Genomic DNA, 20,634 nt, shown 5'->3' with positions numbered 1-20,634 from the left:
CCGGCCAGTCCCCCACCGAACGTCCCGCCGTCATCCACGAGGGGCTGCCGACCCAGCTTCCCGACATCGACCCCGACGAGACGGCCGAGTGGCTCGACTCGCTCGACCAGATGGTCGACGAGCGTGGCCGGTCCCGTGCGCGCTACGTGATGCTCAAGCTCCTCGAGCGCGCGCGTGAGCAGAACGTGGGCGTCCCCGCGCTGCGCAGCACCGACTTCATTAACAGCATCCCGCCCGAGCACGAGCCGTGGTTCCCCGGCAACGAGGCGATCGAGCGGCGCATCCGTTCCTACATCCGCTGGAACGCCGCCGTCATGGTCTCGCGTGCCAACCGGCCCGGTCTCGGCGTCGGCGGCCACATCGCCAGCTACCAGTCGGCGGCCAGCCTCTACGAGGTCGGCTTCAACCACTTCTTCCGCGGCAAGAACCACCCCGGCGGTGGTGACCACATCTACTTCCAGGGTCACGCCGCGCCGGGCATCTACGCCCGGTCCTACCTCGAGGGTCGCTTCACCGAGGAGCAGCTCGACCGCTTCCGCCAGGAGCACTCCCACGGAGCCGGCAAGGGTCTGTCGTCATACCCCCACCCTCGGCTCATGCCCGACTACTGGGAGTTCCCCACGGTCTCGATGGGCCTCGGTGGCATCAACTCGATCTACCAGGCGCGGTTCAACCGCTACCTGCACGACCGGGGCATCAAGGACACCAGCCAGCAGCACGTGTGGACGTTCCTCGGTGACGGCGAGATGGGTGAGCCCGAGTCGCTCGGGGCGATCGGCCTCGCGGCACGCGAGGAGCTCGACAACCTGACCTTCGTCATCAACTGCAACCTGCAGCAGCTCGACGGCCCGGTGCGCGGCAACGGCAAGATCATCCAGGAGCTGGAGTCGTACTTCCGCGGCGCCGGGTGGAACGTCATCAAGGTCGTCTGGGGCCGCGAGTGGGACGACCTGCTCGCCCGCGACGTCGACGGCGTGCTGGTCAACCAGATGAACCGCACCCCCGACGGTGAGTTCCAGACCCTCTCGGTGGAGTCCGGCGCCTACAACCGCGAGAACTTCTTCGGCCCCGACCCGCGCCTGCGGGCCATGGTCGAGCACCTCAGCGACGAGGACATCGAGCGCCTGCCACGCGGTGGCCACGACTACCGCAAGGTCTACGCCGCCTTCGACGCGGCGCAGAAGCACACAGGCCAGCCGACCGTCATCCTGGCCCACACCATCAAGGGCTGGCTGCTCGAGTCCTTCCAGGGACGCAACGCCACCCACCAGATGAAGAAGCTCACCAAGGACGACCTCAAGGGCTTCCGCGACCGGTTGAACATCCCCGTCTCCGACGAGCAGATCGACGGCGACGACCTCGCGCCGTTCTACCACCCCGGGCACGACAGCGAGGAGATGCAGTACATGCGCGCCCGCCGCGACGCGCTCGGCGGCGGTCTCCCCCAGCGCATCGTCGACCCCGTCTCGGTCAAGCTGCCCGAGCCGGACTCCTACTCGGCCCTGTCGAAGGGGTCGGGCAAGCAGCAGATCGCCACCACGATGGCGTTCGTGCGGCTCCTGCGCGACCTCATGAAGGATCCGGAGATCGGGCGCCGCGTCGTGCCGATCGCGCCTGACGAGTACCGCACGTTCGGCATGGACTCGATGTTCCCGTCGGCGAAGATCTACAACCCGGCCGGCCAGACGTACGAGGCCGTCGACCGCAAGCTGCTGCTCGCCTACAAGGAGTCGGCCCAGGGCCAGCTGCTGCACGAGGGCATCAGCGAGGCCGGCGCCATGGCCTCGGCGATCGCCGCCGGCAGCGCCTACTCCACGCACGGCGAGCCGATGATCCCGGTCTACATGTTCTACTCGATGTTCGGGTTCCAGCGGACCGCCGACTCCATCTGGGCCATGGCCGACCAGCTCGCGCGCGGCTTCCTCGTGGGCGCCACCGCCGGCCGCACGACGCTGACGGGCGAGGGCCTGCAGCACGCCGACGGCCACTCGCCGCTGATCGCCCAGACCAACCCCGCCGTGGTGCACTACGACCCGGCGTTCGGGTACGAGATCGCCCACATCGTGCGCGACGGCATGGAGCGCATGTACGGCTCCACGGACGACCACCCCCAGGGTGAGGACGTCATCTACTACCTGACCGTCTACAACGAGCCGATCGTGCAGCCGGTCGAGCCCGACGACCTCGACGTCGACGCCCTGCTGAAGGGCGCCTACCGATACCGCCCCGCCACCAAGGGCTCGCACCGGGCCCGCATCATGGCCTCCGGCGTGGCCCTGCCCTGGGCGCTGCGCGCCCAGGAGATGCTGGCCGAGGACTACGACGTCGCCGCCGACGTGTGGTCGGTCACGTCGTGGAACGAGCTCGCCCGCGACGCCGTGCAGGCCGAGAAGTGGAACCTCAACAATCCGGGCGAGTACCAGAAGGTCCCGTGGATCACCACGCAGCTGATGGACCACGCCTCGGTCACGCTCGCGGTGAGCGACTACATGCGCGCCGTGCCCGACCAGATCGCGCGCTGGGTCCCCGGCCCGTGGCAGTCCCTGGGCGCCGACGGCTTCGGCTTCGCCGACACGCGTGCCGCGGCCCGTCGCGTGTTCCAGATCGACGCCGAGTCGATCGTGGTGTCGGTGCTGCAGAGCCTGGCCCAGCAGGAGCTCGTCGAGCAGTCCGTGGTGCGCGACGCGTTCACGCGGCTGAAGATCGACGACCCGACGGCCACGCAGGGTGTGGTCCAGGAAGGCGGCGACGCCTGAGGGGCGGCCCGGGGGCGTCGGTCGGAGCGACCGACGTCTCAGGTAAATCCAAGTTGGGGCACCCTAGGATGTTCGGCATGCTCAAGTGGCCCTACACGTTCGCGGTCGCTCTGTCCGTGGCCGTGACGGGCGCCGCGGTGTTCTCGTCGTGGTACCTCGGCCTTCCGATGAAGGACCCCGAGGGCTTCCTCGGCCCCGCCTACGTGCGCCTGCCCGCCCTGGCCCTGCTGTTCTTCGCGGCCGGCATCGTGCCGGCCGCCGTGCGACGTCGGGGCTGGAAGCAGATCCCGCAGGGGGCGCGCGAGGTCGTCCGTGAGGAGTGGACGCTCAAGCGGGTCGGCTACATCGCGACCGGCCTGATCTCCTTCTACGCGAGCTACGTCAGCTACCGCAACCTCAAGAGCTACCTGCCCACGTACCGCGAGGGCGTGCTGTTCGACCGCCAGCTGCTCGAGCTCGACCACTGGCTGATGTTCGGCCACAACCCCGCGACCGTCCTGCACGACCTCCTGGGCACCGACGTGATGGCCCACGTGCTGTCGTTCGCCTACATCGCCTACCTGCCGCTGATCCCGATCACCCTCGGCGCGTTCCTCGTGCTGAACCGCGACTTCTCGATCGGTGCCTGGTACGCGACGGCGCTGTGCCTCAACTGGATCCTCGGTGTGATCAGCTACTACGCGCTGCCGACGCTCGGCCCGGCGTTCGCGCAGCCGTCGATGTACTGGGACCTCGCCGCCACCGACGTGACCGAGCTGCAACGATCTCTGTTCCGCAACCGAGTCGACGTCCTCACCGACCCCTGGGCCAGCGAGAAGATCCACGGCGTCGCGGGGTTCGCGTCGCTGCACGTGTCGGTCACCTTCACGGCCGCGCTGTTCATGCAGCGGACGGGGCAGAAGCTCGCCATCCGCGTGATCACGTGGGCGTTCTTCGTGGTCACCGTGCTGGCGACCATCTACTTCGGTTGGCACTACCTCGCCGACGACGTCGCCGGCATCGCCATCGGCTGGGCGTCGGTGTCCCTCGGCGCCTGGGCGTCGGGCAACCGCGGACGACGGCGAAGGCGACGTCTGGCCGAGGTGGCCGATCAGCCGGCCACGGTGACCGCACCCGGACCGTCGGACGCCTCGGGCTCCACCGCCGGCTGACCCTGGCGCAGCATCGAGCGCCACGTGCCGCGCCGGTAGGCGGCGGGCTCGGTGTCGCGGACGAACTCGTGCAGCAGACGGGCGAACTCCCCCGGGTGGTCGCGGTGCGGGAAGTGTCCGGAGTGCGGGAGCACGTGCACGTCCGACCACGCCTGCTGGCGGGCGATGTCGGCGTGCGCGGCCGGGATGACGAGGTCGTCGGCGCCCCAGACGACGAGCACGGGGACGATCCGCGCGAGGTAGGTGCGGTCGGTCATCGTGACGTACTGGCCGCGCCAGTCCAGCACGTGGCTGGTGACGCGCTGCACCGCCTGGCGGGCGCGAGGATCGGCGAACGACTCGTAGATCGCGGCGACCTCGCCGAGGTCGCGCAGAGGCGCCAGACCGGTGCGCGACAGCCCCCGCATGCCCGCTGCGACGGCACGACGCCACGGTCGGAACGTGGCCACCGAGAGCGCGGTGCCGCTGCCCGGCAGGGTCAGGAAGCGGATGAGCGGGGAGACCTCCCGACCCAGTCCACCGGAGGAGACCAGCGCGATCCGCTCGGTGCGGTCCGGGTACTGGTAGGCGAACTGCATGGCCACGCCACCACCGAAGCTGTGGCCGACGACGGTGACCTTCTCGATCCCGAGGATGGTGAGCAGGTCGCGCATCCCGTTCGCGTACCCGCCGAGCGAGTAGTCGGCGTCGGGCTTGTCGGACTCACCGTGCCCGAGCAGGTCGGGGGCGATGACCGTGTAGTGCTCGGCGAGGGCGTCGATCACCGGCTCCCACGTGGACGACTCGCACCCCAGGCCGTGGAGCAGCAGGAGGGCGGGTCCGGAGCCGCGACGCCGGTAGGCGCGCCGGTAGCCGTGCACGACCACGAACTGCAGCTCGTCTCCCCGGTCCATCCGGCCATCGTAGGAGGTGCGCGGGTTCGGCCGCGCCGCATCGGACCATGACGTGCGCCTCGTTAGACTCGGGGCGTGCCCACCCCCGCCGAGGTCCGCGCACAGCTGACCGACATCCTCGTCAGCGTCGTCGACTGCACTCCTGAGCAGGTCACCGACGACGCTCGGCTCGACGACCTCGGGGTCGACTCGCTCGCCGCCGTCGAGGTCGCCGACGAGCTCGGACGTCGCTTCGGGCTCCATCTCGCCGACGAGACGGTCGATGGGCTCGTGACCGTGGCCGACGCCGTCGCCGCCGTGGTCGACCACCGGCCCGGCACGGCACGGGGGCGCCGCACACCCACGGCGCCGGTCTCGCTCGCCTCCGAGGGACGCCCACCCGCGCGGGAGAAGTCGCGCACGGACGACGAGGGCGGCCGCGGACGCACCGACGCCTTCTGGCGCCTCGCACTCTGGTTCGTGGTCGCAGGTCTGGCCATCGGTGGCGCGCTCGGCTTCGCCGGAGCCACCGTGGTGCGGGCCACCGGCCTCGGTGGCGTGGACCTGCCCCCCATCACCTCGCCCACGCCCAGCGCGACCCCGTCGGCCACGCCCACGCCCACCCCCACTCCCACGGCCACCACCGACGACCAGGAGGAGAAGCCGACGTTCTCCGTCGAGAGCGATCGCGTGGCACCCGGTCAGCGCTTCACCATCTCCGGCCGCTTCCCCTCGCTCGACGACGGCGAGGTGCTCCAGGTGCAGGTGCGCGACCCCGGCGGCAGCTGGGACGACTTCCCGGTCTCGGTGCAGACCCGCGACGGTGGCCGCTTCGAGACGAAGATCTACACGTCGCGCACCGGCGAGCGAGAGTTCCGCGTCGTGCACGAGGGCAGCGACACCGAGTCGCCGTCCGCCAAGGTGACGATCGGCTGACCTGGCGTCGCGAGCCGCTCAGACCACCTGGTGGAGCCAGCGCACGGGAGCGCCCTCGCCCGCGTGGCGGAACGGCTCGAGCTCGGCGTCCCACTTGACGCCCAGCAGTCCGTCGAGTGCCTCGTCCATCGTGATCTCGCCCAGCGCGGCCTTGACCCGGAACGCCTTGATGCGGTCCTCGGGGATGAGCACGTCGCCGTGCAGGCCCGTCATCGCGTGGAAGATGCCGAGGCCCGGCGTGCACGAGAAGCGCGCGCCCTCGCTCGAGGCGGTCGGCTCCTCGGTGACCTCGAAGCGCAGGCGGTCCCAGCCGCGCATCGCCGAGGCGATGGAGGCAGCCGAGCCCGCCGGGGCCTGCCAGGACAGCTCGGCGCGGTAGGTCCCCGCCTCCGCAGGCTGCGGCTGCCAGTCGAGGTCGACGGAGCCGCCGAGCACGCCGGAAGCGGCCCACTCGACGTGTGGGCACAGGGCCGAGGGCGCGGAGTGGACATACAGAACTCCACGGGTGGGGATGCTCATCGTGCCTCCTAGCTCGAGATCCGCCTTCCCCAGCGACCTCACGGAGCCACGCGTCATCGTTCCGCGTCGTGACCATGCTAGCCCCATGAGCCCCTCGCGCACCACTGGTACGGGTTTCCGCCGGTCTGGAGCGTCGCGCGCCGAGAGAGGCGAGTCGTGTGACGATGGCTCCATGACCACCGAGGTGCTGGACAACCCGTCGTCGTCACGCTTCGAGATCACCGTCGACGGTGATCTCGCGGGCTGGGTCGACTACCGCGTGGACGGCGACGTCTACGCCCTTCCCCACACACGCGTGCTGCCGGCGTTCGAAGGTCGCGGCATCGGCTCCCAGCTGATCGTTGGGGCACTGGAGCAGATTTCCGAGCGGGGCGGCCAGGTGCTCCCCTACTGCCCGTTCGTGCCCAAGGTGATCCGCGACCACCCCGAGCACCTCGACCTCGTGCCCGTCGACGAGCGACCGACGTTCGGCCTGTAGGCCCGCTCAGTCCACGACGTGGACCGTGACGCCGCGCGAGCGCCACAGCTCGACGATGTCGTCACTGTCCTCCCACGCCTCGAGCACTGCGAATCCGTCGGCCTCGAGGGTGTCGAGCATCTCGGCCTTCACCACGTGGTCGGGCCGGTAGTCGCCGACGATGCGCATGACGAGCTGGTCGTAGGGCACGTCGTGCTGAGCCAGCCAGTCCAGAGTGAGGTCGCGCCAGATGAACTCGCGCGACGTGACCACCAGGACGGCACGACCCGCCGCGTGCGCGGCACGCACGGCGTCGACCACCTCGGACCTCGGCGGGCAGTCCTTCGACGCCGCGTGGAACGCGTGGAAGTCGCGGTCCTCCCCCTCCACCAGGTGGCGGATCGAGGACACGTCGACCAGCGTTCCGTCGAGGTCGGCGATCACGGCGTCGGTCATGGCCCCAGTGTGCCGTCTCGCTAGGCTGTGCGTCCCGGGGCGGTAGCTCAGCCGGTCAGAGCAGAGGACTCATAATCCTTGGGTCGTGGGTTCGAGCCCCACCCGCCCCACCAGCGTTGTTGCAGGTCAGCGGCTTGTGCGCCAGGTCGCTGAACAGCAGCCGCTGCTTACGATTTGCTACTCCTTCGCATCTGGGTCCCTCCTGCTCGCCGCGCGGTAGAAGCACCCCACGCTGCGGAGGTGCTCGATCAGCCCCTGAACCAGGGCCGCGCGAGCTTCGTGAACAGAGGGCCCAGCTTCGGCGGCCTCACGGAACTTCGGACATCATGGAGCCGGGATCGTGACCGGGACGATCGCCGGTGAGCAGTGCACCGCGGCCGCGAAGGGCACCCGTCGGCGGTGTGCTCGGATCGTGGTCGGTGGTGGCGCGTGTCTGCTGCATGGCGGAAACGTGCCTCAGGTGAAGGACGCGCGTGAGGCGCGTCGTGGCGGCGGACGCCGCGCTCGACGCGCCGCAGACAGCGGCCGAAGCTCTCACCTCTGCCATGAAAGACTCCCACGCTCCTCTACAGCGGTTGAGGACGAACATTGCGGACGACCCGGTCACGGTCGCTGATTCCACGGCGCTGGGTGACTGGGTGGATCGGGCGGCGCGATCTCGAAGCTCGTTGTTGCCGCCTGCATCGAGGAGCGGCGCATCAGTCGGACCGAAGCGCACCGTCAGATGGTGGCCGCGGCGTTACGGACGATTTTCGACCGGCTCGAGCTGGGTGCCCGACAGCGGCCCCTGATCCCGGTCGTAGTGCCCGAGGTGTTGCGATCCTTCAGCGGAAACGGACCCCATGGACGACCCCCGCGATCCTCGGACCCCATGGACAGGCGCGGACCTATGGAGAGCCCCCCTCGCGGCAGGACCCACGAATGGGCTGCCCCGTGACTGGGCCTGCGTCAGGTCATCTCGAGCACCACGAACACCACACCCGCACCGGACACGAGGACCAGGAACACCACGAGGAATTGACCCCAGTGCTCGGCGAGCGTCAGGGGCCGGCCTCGCTTCTTCGCCGCGTGCCTGTCCCATAGTCCCCACAGAACGGCTAGAGGTACTGCGAAGAGCCAGAAGACCGGGTCCGCGAACATGTCGATGCGCCGGTCCCAGTACCCATCCTCGGCTCGAAGCATGACCAGACCCTATGCCGCGCGCTCGGCAGGAGGGATTCAGAATGACCGGAGCAAGGGAGGACCAATCCCCCGGCATGTGTCTGACCTAGGGAAACGTGGCTTCTGCTAACGGCCGTCAGCAATACGGGACGCCTAGCGCCGGCGCTCAGCTGCGCCGCCAGCGTGGCGAGGCGGGTCGTCCGTTCGTCCCGATTTCTTATCGCTTGGACGATCAGCGCCCCGGCAAGGCCAGCGCCGATCAGGGAGCCCGTGAGTGCGGCCGCAGTCTCGGACATGCTCTGATGATAGGAGCGCTGCAGGTCAGCGCTGCCCGGTCAGTCTCGTGGGCTTCCGTCTCGGTTGCGGGGGCGGCGGTCGGCCTGGCGGAGGGCCAGACCCATGGAGACGAGTGCGGCGGCGAGGGTGAGGATCCCTGCGACCTGCCACCACACCGATTCGGTGCGATCGATCGTCCCGAGACCCACCATGGCGAGCACGAAGTAACCCCCTCCGAAGACACCTGCGCCCCGCCAGTCGCGGCGCAGGTGAACGTCGTCGCGTAGCTGTCCGGTGTGCTCGTCGACAACGTTGCGCATCGCGGCGGCCGCTTCACTGTCGGGGGCGAGGCGCTCGAGGATCTGCGTTTCGACGTCGAGACGGGTCAGTCTCGGGTCGGGCGCGCGTGTGAGGGCGAGGACTCCAAGGGCTGCGGTCACGAAGACGCCGAGGGTTGCTGCGTCCACGCTCACCCCGTCCGCCCTGTGATCATTGCCGTGGCAACTCCGACGGCAATCTGTTGGCCGGCCCCGGCGAAGGCCGCCAGGATCTTCTGCGCGCGGGTCTTCTCGTCTTCGGTGCCGTCTTCGGCGATCTGCTCGAGGGCGGCGATCATCCGGTCAGCCGCGGACTCGGGGTTTGGCCACTGGCCAACGATTCGATACGCCTCGGCAGAGAAGTCGATGACGTACGAGTCCATCACTCCTACGGTGGGTGAATTGGGAGAGTTCTCGAACCACTGCATCTGGATGAGCGAGTCTCGTTCAAGAGCTCGGAGGGCCCGGACGACTCCGTCGATGCCGAAGTTGCTGCCGTCAGCTGCTCGCACTTCCATCGACATCCATCCCGCGGAGATCCGCGGGCGCTCGGACTCGGACTGGCTCACGATGTACCGCAGCACGGGTAACTCGCGTGAGTACCAGGTGTCCGGCAGCGGTTTGGTCACGTCTGGTCAGCTCCCCATGTCGATGCCGGCTTGGGTGAGGCGCAAGCGTAGGAGCGCCTGCGCGCTCGAGAGCGTGCTGATGAGTCCGAGGCTCTCAAGGCGCCGGGCGGATGCGGCGATACCTGTCGGGTCGAGCCCGGTCTCGGTAGCCACGGCGGAGGCCTGGATGGCATCAGCCGACCCACCACCAGCGAGGCGCATGGTGGCGTCGAGGACGGCTCGATCGCTTCCGGTGAGGGTCATGTTCGGTCCTTTCGTGGGTCCAGGTGAACGGTAGTGGCCAGCGGTGACACCACGGTCCGCTTGGCACATTGACTGCGCCGGCGCGCTAGCGCGACACGAGATCACGCCCGACCGGGCCCGTCACATGCTGCTCGCCGAGGCGGAGACCACCTGCAGCAGCCTGTTCGAGGCGGCTGAACGGGTCGTGGGGCCCGACAGGTGACCGCGCCGGGCGAGACGCCGACGCGCTGTGGACGCGCTCGCGGGTCACCTAGACGCAGCACCCGTCGTGGCACCCACGGTCTGCCGACGGGGCGACGCCCAGCGCCGGGACGGGGCTGCAGCACGAGTCCCCGCGCCACGCCTCGCGCCCTTCCTTTACGGCGACGGCCGCGATCACCAGGGCTGCGACGGAGTCTGCCCACCCGAGCCCCCAGACGCTGTTGAGGACGAGCCCGACCAGGAGGACGCCGGACAGATACGTGCACAAGAGCGTCTGATGGGAGTCGGCGACGGCGCTGAGCGAGCCGAGCTCGCGTCCCGTCCGCCGTTGGGCCCAGGAGAGCGCCGGCATGATGGCGAGGCTGAGGGCGGCAAGCACGATCCCCGCGGTGGAGTGCTGCGGCTCCGAGGCGCCGAGGAGAGCGCTCACGGCACCGACCGTGACCAAGGTCGCCAGGGCGAAGAACGAGATGGCGATGACCCGCAGCGCCCGACGCTCCCGTGCCTCGCGCGAGGCGTCCGTCCTCGCCGAGAACTGCCAGGCGACGGCGACCGCCGAGGCCACCTCCACGACGGAGTCGAGGCCGAAGCCGACGAGGGCGATCGAGGAGGCGGCGGCTCCGGACACCAGCGCGACGACGGCCTCGACCACGTTGTAGGCGATGGTGCACGCGACGAGAACCTGCACCCTCCGGACGAGGACGGCTCGCCGCCCCGGCGCGAGGAGATCGACGGAGACGCTCACGCGACAGGTCCTGCGTCAGGCGTGCAGTCGTCGGCGCACTCGACGACGAGCTCGAGCTCGAAGACCAGCGCCAGCACGTCGCGCAGACGCACGTCGGCGAGCTCGTAGCGCATGTGGCGACCCTGCGGCGTGGCGACGACGAGGCCGCACCCACGAAGGCACGCGAGATGGTTGGAGACGTTGGAGCGCGTGAGGCCGAGGTCGCCGGCGAGGGCGGCCGGGTACCGAGGACTCTCAGCCAGCGCGAGGAGGATGCGGCCACGGGTCGGATCGGCCAGGGCGCGACCGAGCCGCGCCATCACGTCGACCTGGCTCTCGAGCGTCAGCATGCGCTGAACAGTACAGCGGTTGCTGACGTATGAGAAGGTCCGGCCCGACGCTGCGGGCCCGGTCGTGCCTGCGCCTTCGTCGCACCTTGGTGGTGCATGCTCTGCCCAGGCGTGTCAGGGACGAGGCAGTGAGGTGACGACGACCGTGGTCGACGAGAGCACGACGTCACGCCGGCGTGTGGGTCCGGTGCAGCGACTGCGGGCGTTCGGGCGCCCGCCGCGGCTCCTCGGGATCGACGTGGCGCGGGGACTCGCCGTGCTCGGGATGGTCGGAGCCCACCTCGGCGACACCCCCGACGACGTCACCTGGTCGGACCCGTCGACCTGGGACGGCCTCGTCGACGGTCGCTCGTCGCTGCTGTTCGCGATGCTCGCCGGCGTCTCCATCACGCTCATCAGCCGCGGCAGGGTGCGTCGGGACGACCACCGTCTGCAGGTGACCCTCGTGCGCCGCGGCCTGGCGGTGCTGGCGATCGGCTTGGTGATCGAGCTGCTGAACACCGGCGTGGCCGTCATCCTCCCGCTGTACGGGATCCTGTTCGTCCTCTCCACCCTCGTGCTGCACTGGACCACACGTCGACTCTGGGTCGTGTCGGCGTCACTGGCCGTCCTCGGCCCCTTCGTGGTGGCCCTGCTGCACGCCCTGAGCCTCGACGCCTACGGTCCAGGGCTCAACCTGACGCTCTTCGGGCTGTACCCCGTCACGGCCTGGCTTGCCATGCTCCTCGCCGGGATGGCGATCGGACGGCTGCAGCTCACCGACGTCCGCACCGGCGCCGCGCTGCTGCTCGGCGGGATCGTGCTCGCCGCGTTCGGGTACGGGGCCGGCCACCTCATCGGGTCGGACCGGGACGAGCCCGTCGCCTACCTCTTCGGACCGGACTACACCGACGAGGACGGCAACGCGACGAACGAGCCCGGCTACCTCACCCGTCTGCGGGAGTCCGACGAGATCGAGCGCGTGTGGAGCACGGCGATGCAGTACAAGCCTCACACGGGCGGGGCGCCCGAGATCGTCGGGTCCGGCGGCTTCGCCGTGGCCGTCACCGGGCTCAGCCTGCTCCTCGCGCGACCGCTGCGGCTGCTGCTGCTCCCGCTCGCAGCGCTGGGCTCGATGCCGCTGACCGCGTACACGGGGCACCTGCTCCTGGCGGTGGGCCTCGCCGGCGGCCCGTTCGGCGGCTACGACGACCCCACCAACACCTTGTGGGGCTGGACGTCGCTCGCGATGGTCGTGATCGCGACCGGCTGGGTGGCGCTCGTCGGCCGCGGACCCCTCGAACGCCTCGTCGCCAGGGTGAGCGCCCTCCCGCCCGGACCGGGCGCGACTCCCGCGCCGGAAGACGCCGACGCGTCGCGGTAAAGTCGTCGTGGGCCTGTTGCTCCTCCCTATCTAGAGGACTTCAGGTCAAGGCCTCGCCGTGGTGCACCAACACCCGGCGAGGCCGTCTTGGTCGCGGGTGGACCTCAGCGACGACGCGGGACGCTGCCCACGACCTCGGTGCCCTGCAGGAAGCGGAAGTCGCAGCCCTCCTCGGCCTGGGTGACCTCGTCGACGTAGAGCTTCGCGTAGCCCCGCTGCGGAACGTCACGCACGCGGTCGGCCACCTCGGCGGCACGGGCGACCAGCTCCTCCTCCCCCACCTCCAGCTCGAGGGAGCGACCGCTGACCGACAGGGCGATCGTGTCTCCGGTGCGCACGAGGGCCAGCGGTCCCCCGACCGCCGCCTCGGGCGAGGCGTGCAGGACGATCGTGCCGGCGGCCGTGCCGGACATGCGGCCGTCGCTGATGCGCACCACGTCCTTCACACCGGCCCGGGCGAGCTTGCGCGGGATCGGGATGTAGCCGGCCTCGGGCATGCCGGGGTACCCGACGGGACCGATGTTGCGCAGGACCAGCACGTCGTCCGCCTCGACGTCGAGGTCGTCGCGGTCGATGCGCTCGGCCAGGTCGGCCGCGTCCTCGAACACGACCGCCCTCCCCCGGTGCTCGAGCAGGGCCGGGGACGCCGCGGACTGCTTGATGATGGCTCCTGCGGGCGCCAGGTTGCCGCGCAGCACGGCGATGCTGCCGCCCCGGTGCACGGGGTCCGCCAGAGGACGGACCACCTCCTGCGGGAACGGAGCCGGGGCGTCGGCGAGCTCCTCGCCGAGCGTGCGACCCGTCACCGTCAGGGCTTCCAGGTCGAGCTGGTCGCGGATCTCGAGCATGAGTCGCTGCACACCACCGGCACGGTGCAGGTCCTCCATGTAGTGCGACCCCGACGGCTTGAGGTCGACCAGCACGGGCGTCTCGCGGCCCATCCGGTCGAACGCCTCCAGGTCGAGCGCGTAGCCACGGCGGCCGGCGACCGCGGCGAGGTGGACGAGCGCGTTCGTCGAGCCGCCGAGGGCGAGCAGCACCCGGAAGGCGTTGTCGAACGCGGCCGGCGTGAGGATCTGGTCGATCGTCAGGCGCTCCCGGGCGAGGCCGACCGCACGGGTCCCCGTGGCCTCGGCGATCCGCATCCGGTCGGCCGTCACGGCCGGCGGGGAGGCCGATCCCGGCAGCGCGATCCCCATGGCCTCGCTGACGGCGGCCATGGTGCTGGCGGTGCCGGCCACCGAGCACGTGCCGACGCTGCCGACGAGCCGGCCGTTGACCTCGGCGATCTCGTCGGCGTCGATCTCGTCCGCGCGGTAGCGCCCCCAGAAGAAGCGGCAGTCGGTGCACGCCCCGACCGTCCGTCCGCGGTGGCTGCCGGTGAGCATCGAGCCCGTCACCAGCTGGATCGCGGGCTTGCCGGCCGAGGCCGCGCCCATGAGCTGGGCCGGCACCGTCTTGTCGCACCCGCCGATCAGGACCACGGCATCCACGGGCAGCGCCTTGAGCATCTCCTCGGTGTCCATCGACATGAGGTTCCGCAGGAGCATGCTCGTGGGGTGGGCGAAGCTCTCGTGCACCGAGATCGTCGGGAAGCTGATCGGCAGGCCACCGGCCAGCATGACGCCTCGCTCGATGGCGGTGATCAGCTGGGGGACGTTGCCGTGGCACGGGTTGAAGCCGCTCTCCGTGTCGACGATGCCGATGACCGGTCGGTCGAGCGCGTCGTCGCCGTACCCCGCGCCCTTGATGAAGGCCTTGCGCAGGAACAGGGCGAACTCCGGGTCGCCGTAGCTGGTCAGGTTCGAGCGGAGCCCGGTCGGGGTGTCGTCGTGCATCGTGGTCCTCACTGCAGGGTCTGGATGGTCGCCGGCGGACTGGCTCCAGGGCATGGCGTCGAGCCTCACCGCACGGCCTCGAGCTCGCGGGCGACGTGGTCGCCGATCTCCAGGGCCGCCGTCGCGGCCGGCGACGGCGCGTTGAGCACGTGCAGCTGCCGGGGTGCTCGACGCAGCAGGAAGTCGTCGACCATCGCGCCGGAACGGTCCACGGCCTGGGCGCGGACACCCGCCTCGCTGGGCACGAGGTCCCCGGACTGCAGCGACGGCACGAGCTCGCGCAGGCTCTCGAGGAAGCGCCGCTGGGACAGCGACCTCAGGACCTCGTCCACACCGGTGCGCCACCACCGTCGGGCCAGCCGCCACGTGCCGGGCCAGCGCGCAGCGTCGGCGAGGTCGCGCACGCGCACGGTGCGCCAGTCGTAGCCCTCGCGGGCCCCGGCCAGCACGGCGTTGGGCCCGGCGTGCACCGAGCCGTCGAACATCCGGGTGAGGTGGACGCCGAGGAACGGCAGGTCCGGGTCCGGGACCGGGTACACGAGCCCGTTGACGAGGTGTCGAGCGTGTGGTGCGAGCTCGAAGTACTCACCGCGGAACGGGACGATGCGCACCTGCGGGTCCACACCCGCGAGGCGTGCGACGCGGTCGCTGTGCAGTCCGGCGCAGTTCACGAGACGGTCCGCCCGCAGCTCGCCCCCGCTCGTCCCGATGCGCAGGCCGCGACCGTCGTCCTCGACCGACAGCACCTCCCGGCCGAGCAGGACGTCGCCGCCGGCCCGTCCGACCAGGTCGGCCAGCACCACGCAGACGCCCACGTAGTCGACGACCGCGGTGCTCTCGACCCGCACCGCCGCCAGCGCGCTGACGTACGGCTCCAGCTCGTGCGCCTCGTCGGCGTCGACCCGACGGCACGGGACGCCGTTGGCGACGCCGCGGCGCACCAGCTCGTCCAGGGCCGGCAGCTGTGCTCCGTCCGTGGCGACGACGAGCTTGCCGCACCGGTCGACCGAGATGCCGTGCCGCGACGCGAACTCGACCATGGACGCGGCGCCCGCCGTGCCGAGCCGCGCCTTCAACGACCCCGGGCGGTAGTAGAGCCCGGAGTGCACGACGCCGGAGTTGCGCCCGGTCTGGTGGGCGGCGAGCGTCGGCTCCTTGTCGACGACGGTCACGCGGTGACCGCGCCCGGCCAGACGGTGCGCGGTCGCGAGGCCCACGATGCCCGCCCCGACCACCACGACCTCGTGACGTGGCATCCCTACCCCTGCCGGACCGTCAGGCCGCCGTCGACGACGAGCACCTGGCCCGTGACGTAGCGGGACGCCTCGGAGGCGAGGAAGAGCACCACGTCCGCGACCTCGGCAGGATCCCCCACCCGTCCGAGCGGCACGGCCGAGGCGGATGCGTCGAGTGCAGCGGCCCCCATCGAGTGCTCGTCGTCGAGGGACTGGGCCGTGCGGATGAAGCCCGGTGCCACCGCGTTGGCGCGCACCCCGTGCGGACCGAGCTCGACCGCCAGGGCGCGCGCGAGCCCGAGGACTCCGGCCTTGGCTGCGGAGTAGTGCGCGTGCTCGCCCCACCCGTAGGTCGAGCCGCTGACCGAGGAGAGCGCGACCAGCGACCCTCCACCGCGTCGGACCATGGCGGGCGCGGCAGCACGGAAGACTCGCATCTCACCCTGCAGGTCGACGTCCAGCACGTTCTCCCACTCGGCGTCCTCGAGGTCCACGAACGCTCGTCGTCGCGCGATCCCTGCATTGGCGACGACGGCGTCGAAGCCGTCGCCCTGCGACTCCTCGACGACCGCCCGCACCTGGTCCGTGCTCGTGACGTCGAGCCGGTGGAAGACCGCGTCGTGGCCCTCCTCGCGCAACGAGGCAGCGACCGACTCCCCCGCGTCCAGCACGTCGGTGAGCACGGTGCGGTACCCGGCACGAGCGAACGCGGCGGCGCAGGCGGCACCGATCCCGATGCCGGCCCCGGTGATGATCACCGAGGGGGCACCGGACGGAAGGCCCGGCATCAGTCGCGCAGGGGCATGGCGAGCGGACGCATGGGAGCCGCCGTCGCGCCACGCAGCTTGATGCCGGCCCCGATGAAGCAGAACTCGTACAGCTGCTCCTGCGAGAGGCCCTCCATGTCCACGACCTCCATGATCGGGACCCCCGCCTCGGCGAAGAGGTAGGTGTGGACGGGCAGCCAGTTGCCCTCCTCGGCGGAGGGGATCTGCTCGAACGACAGGTTGTCCGACGCGACGAGCGCGGCGCCCGACCTCGCGAGCCACTCCGCGCCGTCTCGGTCGACCCCGGACTCGTTCGTGATGTACGCCTGCGGGTCGTCCCACAGCGTCATCTGGCCGGAGCGGATGAGCACCGCGTCCCCGGGCCGGACCTCGACACCCTGACGACGGGCGGCGTCCTGGAGGTCCTTCGACCCGATGCCGTAGCTCTGCGGCAGGACGTCGACGCCGTGCAGCGCCGCGACGTCGAGCAGCACCCCGCGTGTGATGATCGGCGGCTGCTTGTCGGCGCCGGCGCACATCCAGTGCCGGGCGCCGAGCCACTCGTCGGCGTCGAAGTTGTTCCAGATCTTGCGGCCGTAGCCGAAGTGGTTGAGCGTGTCGATGTGCGTCCCGCAGTGCGTGTACATCGAGACGGCGTCACCGGAGTACCCGACGAGCTGGTTCTGCTCGCCGAAGCCGGTCGCGTCGTCGTTGGCGGTGCCGCGCGGGGTGTTCGTCATCCAGATCTGGTACGGCGGCTGGCCGGCCGCGGTGAACGACGGCATGCCGAGGAAGTAGTCGACGCTCAGGTCGAGCGTGTGCCCGGCGTCCGCGCGTGAGACGACCGACCGTGCCATGTCGGGGGTGATCAGGTTGAGCATGCCGATCTCGTCGTCCGGACCGAACGGGCTCTCGGTGATCTGGCGGAAGGTCGCCGACGCCGCGGCGATCTTCTGCGCCGTTCCCTCGTCCACGAAGTTGACTCCACACATGGTCAGTTCCTCTCGTCTGCGCCGGCGTCCCGGCTGTTCTCGGGGGTCGTGCTGAGGGCTCCGTAGAGCTGGGGGCGGCGGTCGCCGAACAGGGAGATCGCGAAGTTCACCTCGGGCAGGCGCACGTCCTTGGTCCTGGCCAGGCTCGGCTGGATGTCGGCCACGATGAGTCCGTCCTCGCGCTCGACCGAGGCCAAGACGGTACCGGTCGGGTCGATCACCTGGCTGCGGCCGATGAACTGGGCACCCTGCTCCTGGTCGCCGCGGTTGGCGGCGATGACGAACACGTGGTTCTCGGCCGCCCGGACCCGCGTGAACAGCTCCGCGACCCGCTCGGCGGGTGCCGGCCAGTTCGTCGGGTTGGCGATGATGTCCGCACCCCCGAGGGCGAGGCAGCGCGCCCACTCCGGGAAGCGCAGGTCGTAGCAGATGCTCAGTCCCACGACACCCAGCCGCGTCTCGACGAGGACCGGCTCGTTGTCGCCCGGCGTGACGAAGCGGTCTGCGCCGAGGTGGGGCAGGTGCGTCTTCCGGTAGACGCCCGACGTGCCGTCCGGTGCGAGCAGCATCGCGGTGTTGTGCAGCACGTCGTCCAGGAGCTCCAGGAAGCCGATCACGACGTGCAGGTCGAGCGACGTGGCCGCCTCCGCGACCCGAGCCACCTCGGGGCCGTCGATCCGGACCGCCGCGGCTCGGGCGGACTCCGGGGTGTCGAAGACGTACCCGGTCAGCCCGCACTCGGGCAGCACCAGCAGCTCGACGCCCTGCTCCCGGGCCTCGGCCATGATCTCGGCCGTCCGGCGCGAGTTCTTGTCGGCCTCGCCCGGGACGGAGCCGAACTGTCCCGCCGCGACGCGGACGGTGTGTGCAGTGGTGGTCATGAGCTCTTCCTCTTTCGGTCCCACGCGCCGTTGATGACGATGGCCACCACGAGGACGACCCCGTAGGCCGCCTGCAGCACGAACGACGACGCCTCGGTGAGGGTCAGGTAGTTCTGGATCAGGAACAGGAGCGCGGCCCCGCAGGCAGCGCCGAGGAGGCCGCCGCGGCCGCCGGCGAGGCTGATGCCGCCGAGGGCGACCGCCGCGATGGCGAGCAGGGTGTAGGTCGGCCCCACCTTCGCGTCGGCCCCGCCGAGCACGGCGGTGAGGACGAGCCCGGAGATGCCGACCATCGCTCCGGTCAGGACGTAGGCGGTGAAGCGCACCGCGGTGACGGGGACGCCGGCCGTGTAGGCCGCGCGGTCGTTGGACCCGACCATCCGCAGGTTGCGCCAGTAGGCCGTGCGGCTCAGCAGCCACCAGGCACCACCGACGCCGAGGATGACCCAGAGGATGTTCGGCACCACGCCGTCGACGTCGGTGAACCAGGACATCCAGGCCGGCAGGTAGCCGGTGGGCGACGACAGCACCTGCGTGGCGATGCCGGCGAACACCAGGTAGGTGGCCAGCGTCGCGATGATCGGCGGGATGCGCACGATGGCGACGAGGGTGCCGTTGAGCGCCCCGATGGCCGCCCCCACCACCAGCGCCGCGAGGATGACGATCCAGGCGACCGAGATGTCGTTCGCGATGAGTCCGGCCGCCAGGACGACGCTGACCAGACCGGCGCCCGGCCCGACCGACAGGTCGAGGCCACCGCCGCCGCTCAGCACCACCGGTGTCTGGGCCATGGCCAGCAGCACGAGGGGCGAGGCGTACACGAGGACGAGCTTCCAGCCGCCGTCGATGAACTCGCTGCTCCTGGTGACCGTCACCACCGCCATCACGACGACGGCGATCAGCGCCGGGAGGAAGTACGGGACCTGGCGCGCGGTGCGCACCGGTCCGAGGTCGACCGTGGTCATGCGTCCTGCCTTCCGGGAAGGGCGAGGCCGGCCTCCTGGCCGAACATCGCGGAGAGGACCGCGTCGTACGTGAGTTCGTCGGCCTCGAGCACGGCCTCGACCGACTGGTCGTGGCACACGGCGACGCGGTCGCAGGCCGTGAGCAGCTCCTCGATCTCGGTCGACAGCATGACGACCGTCATGCCGTCGTCGGTGAGCTCGCGCAGCAGCGCGTAGAAGTCGCGCTTCGTGCCGATGTCGACGCCGCGGAGCGGGTCGTTCAGGACGAGCAGGTCGGGCTCGGAGGCGATCCACCGTCCGACGAGCACCTTCTGGGCATTGCCGCCACTGAGTCCCGTGATCGGGTAGCTCGGGTCGTCCGGGTGGACTCCGAGGCGGCGCATGGAGGAGGCGACGAGCTCGGTGACGGCCGCTCCCCGTAGGAAGCCGAACCGGGACCGACGGCCGTAGGTCGCCATGGCCAGGTTGTCGCGGACGTCGAGCGTGCGGAACAGCCCCTCCTCCTGGCGCTTGCCGGGCACGTAGGCCACACCTGCCGCCACGGCGGCGCGATACCCCTGAGGGGTGACCGGTCCGTCGGGACCGTCCACCTCGACCTCGCCACCGACGGCGGACCGGACGCCCGCGAGGGTCTCCAGCAGCGGGACGCCGCCGTGCCCGTCGAGCCCTCCGACGCCGAGGATCTCCCCGCGGCGCACCTCCAGGTCGACCGGGCGGGCGCCCGTGTCGAGCGTGACGGCACGCAGCCGGGCGGCCACGCCGCGGTCGACCCGCTCCCGGGCGGTCGTCGTGTGCGAGCGGTGCTCGGCCTCGCTGCGACCGTCCATCATGCTGAGCAGACGCGACGGCGTCGCCTCGGCCCGCTCGACGGTCCCGATCGTCCGGCCCGACCGCTGGACCGTCGCCCGGTCGATGAGGATCTCGAGCTCGTCCATCCGGTGCGACACGAACAGCACGCTGCGGCCGTTCTCGCGCTCGTCCATCAGCAGCGCGAACAAGCGGTCGCGGGTGGCCAGGTCGAGCGCCGAGGTCGCCTCGTCGAGGATGAGCAGGCGCCACGGTCGCACGAGCGCACGCACCAGGGTCAGCACCTGGCGCTCGGCGAGCGACAGCTTGTAGGGCGACGCCTCGAGGATCGCCGGTGATGCTCCCAGCCGCTCCACGACCTCGGTCGCGGCGGCCAGCTCGTCCGAGCGCGAGCGCCCGCGGCGGAACAGGCCGTCGGTGCCGGCGAACACGTTCTCCAGGCCCGAGCACTCGTCGGAGATGAGCGTCTCCTGGAACACCGTGACGACGCCGTTGCGCTGCGCCTGCGCGGGCGAGCGCAGCCCGACCGCCTCGCCGTCGACGAGGACCTGGCCCTCGGTCGGGCGCATGATGCCGCTCAACAGCTTGACGACCGTGCTCTTGCCGGAGCCGTTCTCGCCGACGAGCCCGTGGATCTCGCCCGGCCGGACCTGCAGGTGGCAGCCGTCGAGCGCGACGGTCGCGCCGTAGCGGTGGGTGATCCCGGCCAGCTCGACCAGGGGGTGTGCAGTCATGGGT

At 70.7% G+C, this 20,634-nt stretch carries 21 protein-coding genes and 1 tRNA gene; 6 read left to right on the top strand and 16 right to left on the bottom strand.

Annotation, left to right across the window (positions count from 1 at the left end; translation table 11 throughout):
• Both aceE and ASF38_RS11665 read left to right on the top strand, forming a co-directional pair.
• The coding region (gene aceE, locus ASF38_RS11670; RefSeq protein WP_369815198.1) for a pyruvate dehydrogenase (acetyl-transferring), homodimeric type at positions 1-2,756 on the top strand (2,756 nt) is incomplete at its 5' end.
• A 77-nt stretch (positions 2,757-2,833) separates the two neighbouring features.
• Entirely contained in the window at positions 2,834-3,907 is a 1,074-nt protein-coding gene (locus ASF38_RS11665; RefSeq protein ID WP_055966427.1) for a phosphatase PAP2 family protein, read from the top strand.
• Here the strand turns inward: ASF38_RS11665 and ASF38_RS11660 are convergent.
• On the bottom strand, positions 3,847-4,800 hold the full coding sequence (locus ASF38_RS11660) for an alpha/beta fold hydrolase (protein ID WP_056576213.1): 954 nt from the start codon (positions 4,798-4,800) through the stop codon (positions 3,847-3,849). The two genes, ASF38_RS11665 and ASF38_RS11660, sit on opposite strands and share 61 nt — an antisense overlap.
• A 75-nt stretch (positions 4,801-4,875) precedes the next feature.
• On the opposite strand from ASF38_RS11660, the gene ASF38_RS11655 reads away from it, so the two are divergent.
• Positions 4,876-5,715, top strand: coding sequence for an acyl carrier protein (locus tag ASF38_RS11655; RefSeq protein ID WP_056555439.1), 840 nt, complete (start codon positions 4,876-4,878; stop codon positions 5,713-5,715).
• 18 nt (positions 5,716-5,733) lie between these two features.
• Here ASF38_RS11655 and ASF38_RS11650 read toward each other — a convergent pair whose 3' ends face one another.
• A complete protein-coding gene (locus ASF38_RS11650; protein WP_082480739.1) occupies positions 5,734-6,228 on the bottom strand; it encodes a DUF3145 domain-containing protein in 495 nt (164 codons plus the stop codon).
• A 178-nt stretch (positions 6,229-6,406) separates the two neighbouring features.
• Between ASF38_RS11650 and ASF38_RS11645 the strand changes: the two genes are divergently transcribed.
• Positions 6,407-6,712: a GNAT family N-acetyltransferase gene (locus ASF38_RS11645; RefSeq protein WP_056555437.1), complete on the top strand. Its 306-nt coding sequence runs from the start codon at positions 6,407-6,409 to the stop codon at positions 6,710-6,712.
• 6 nt (positions 6,713-6,718) lie between these two features.
• Here ASF38_RS11645 and ASF38_RS11640 read toward each other — a convergent pair whose 3' ends face one another.
• Complete coding sequence (locus tag ASF38_RS11640; protein WP_056576206.1) at positions 6,719-7,147, bottom strand: hypothetical protein; 429 nt, start codon at positions 7,145-7,147, stop codon at positions 6,719-6,721.
• A gap of 36 nt (positions 7,148-7,183) precedes the next feature.
• Here ASF38_RS11640 and ASF38_RS11635 point away from each other — a divergent pair.
• Positions 7,184-7,260 (top strand) — tRNA-Ile (locus ASF38_RS11635).
• 835 nt (positions 7,261-8,095) lie between these two features.
• On the opposite strand, the gene ASF38_RS11630 is transcribed toward ASF38_RS11635, so the two are convergent.
• The 6 genes from ASF38_RS11630 to ASF38_RS11605 form a co-directional block, all read right to left on the bottom strand.
• On the bottom strand, positions 8,096-8,329 hold the full coding sequence (locus ASF38_RS11630) for a hypothetical protein (protein ID WP_056576203.1): 234 nt from the start codon (positions 8,327-8,329) through the stop codon (positions 8,096-8,098).
• A gap of 314 nt (positions 8,330-8,643) precedes the next feature.
• Positions 8,644-9,051, bottom strand: a complete 408-nt coding sequence (locus ASF38_RS11625) for a hypothetical protein (RefSeq protein WP_162237353.1) — start codon at positions 9,049-9,051, stop codon at positions 8,644-8,646.
• Positions 9,052-9,053: 2 nt separating this feature from the next.
• Entirely contained in the window at positions 9,054-9,530 is a 477-nt protein-coding gene (locus ASF38_RS11620) for a hypothetical protein (RefSeq protein WP_056576197.1), read from the bottom strand.
• Between the two features lie 6 nt (positions 9,531-9,536).
• Positions 9,537-9,773, bottom strand: coding sequence for a hypothetical protein (locus ASF38_RS11615; RefSeq protein WP_056576194.1), 237 nt, complete (start codon positions 9,771-9,773; stop codon positions 9,537-9,539).
• 250 nt (positions 9,774-10,023) lie between these two features.
• Positions 10,024-10,719 carry a cation transporter gene (locus tag ASF38_RS11610; RefSeq protein WP_056576191.1) on the bottom strand — a complete coding sequence of 232 codons (696 nt, stop codon included), beginning with the start codon at positions 10,717-10,719 and terminating at the stop codon, positions 10,024-10,026.
• The gene (locus ASF38_RS11605; RefSeq protein WP_056555431.1) at positions 10,716-11,048 is read right to left on the bottom strand and encodes a helix-turn-helix transcriptional regulator; all 333 of its coding nucleotides are present in this window, start codon (positions 11,046-11,048) and stop codon (positions 10,716-10,718) included. The genes ASF38_RS11610 and ASF38_RS11605 overlap by 4 nt, the downstream gene beginning before the upstream one ends.
• A gap of 133 nt (positions 11,049-11,181) precedes the next feature.
• Between ASF38_RS11605 and ASF38_RS11600 the strand changes: the two genes are divergently transcribed.
• The gene (locus ASF38_RS11600) at positions 11,182-12,411 is read left to right on the top strand and encodes a heparan-alpha-glucosaminide N-acetyltransferase domain-containing protein (RefSeq protein WP_056555429.1); all 1,230 of its coding nucleotides are present in this window, start codon (positions 11,182-11,184) and stop codon (positions 12,409-12,411) included.
• Positions 12,412-12,515: 104 nt separating this feature from the next.
• Here the strand turns inward: ASF38_RS11600 and ASF38_RS11595 are convergent, their stop codons facing one another.
• The 7 genes from ASF38_RS11595 to ASF38_RS11565 form a co-directional block, all read right to left on the bottom strand.
• Entirely contained in the window at positions 12,516-14,249 is a 1,734-nt protein-coding gene (locus ASF38_RS11595; protein ID WP_055965515.1) for a dihydroxy-acid dehydratase, read from the bottom strand.
• 65 nt (positions 14,250-14,314) lie between these two features.
• Complete coding sequence (gene lhgO, locus ASF38_RS11590) at positions 14,315-15,505, bottom strand: L-2-hydroxyglutarate oxidase (protein ID WP_056576188.1); 1,191 nt, start codon at positions 15,503-15,505, stop codon at positions 14,315-14,317.
• 2 nt (positions 15,506-15,507) lie between these two features.
• The gene (locus ASF38_RS11585) at positions 15,508-16,242 is read right to left on the bottom strand and encodes an SDR family NAD(P)-dependent oxidoreductase (RefSeq protein WP_200914508.1); all 735 of its coding nucleotides are present in this window, start codon (positions 16,240-16,242) and stop codon (positions 15,508-15,510) included.
• Positions 16,243-16,271: 29 nt separating this feature from the next.
• Positions 16,272-17,243: a cyclase family protein gene (locus tag ASF38_RS11580; RefSeq protein ID WP_056576182.1), complete on the bottom strand. Its 972-nt coding sequence runs from the start codon at positions 17,241-17,243 to the stop codon at positions 16,272-16,274.
• 2 nt (positions 17,244-17,245) lie between these two features.
• Positions 17,246-18,124, bottom strand: coding sequence for a carbon-nitrogen hydrolase family protein (locus ASF38_RS11575; RefSeq protein ID WP_055965504.1), 879 nt, complete (start codon positions 18,122-18,124; stop codon positions 17,246-17,248).
• Positions 18,121-19,089 (bottom strand): ABC transporter permease, encoded by a 969-nt coding sequence (locus ASF38_RS11570; RefSeq protein ID WP_055965501.1) that lies wholly within the window; start codon positions 19,087-19,089, stop codon positions 18,121-18,123. The genes ASF38_RS11575 and ASF38_RS11570 overlap by 4 nt, the downstream gene beginning before the upstream one ends.
• On the bottom strand, positions 19,086-20,630 hold the full coding sequence (locus ASF38_RS11565; RefSeq protein ID WP_055965498.1) for a sugar ABC transporter ATP-binding protein: 1,545 nt from the start codon (positions 20,628-20,630) through the stop codon (positions 19,086-19,088). Before ASF38_RS11565 ends, ASF38_RS11570 begins: the two co-directional genes overlap by 4 nt.
• Positions 20,631-20,634 lie beyond the last annotated feature (4 nt).

Source organism: Aeromicrobium sp. Leaf272, from assembly GCF_001422865.1.
Lineage (GTDB): Bacteria > Actinomycetota > Actinomycetes > Propionibacteriales > Nocardioidaceae > Aeromicrobium.
Note: the sequence above shows the minus strand (reverse complement) of the source record. Positions and strands in the feature narration are given on the sequence as shown.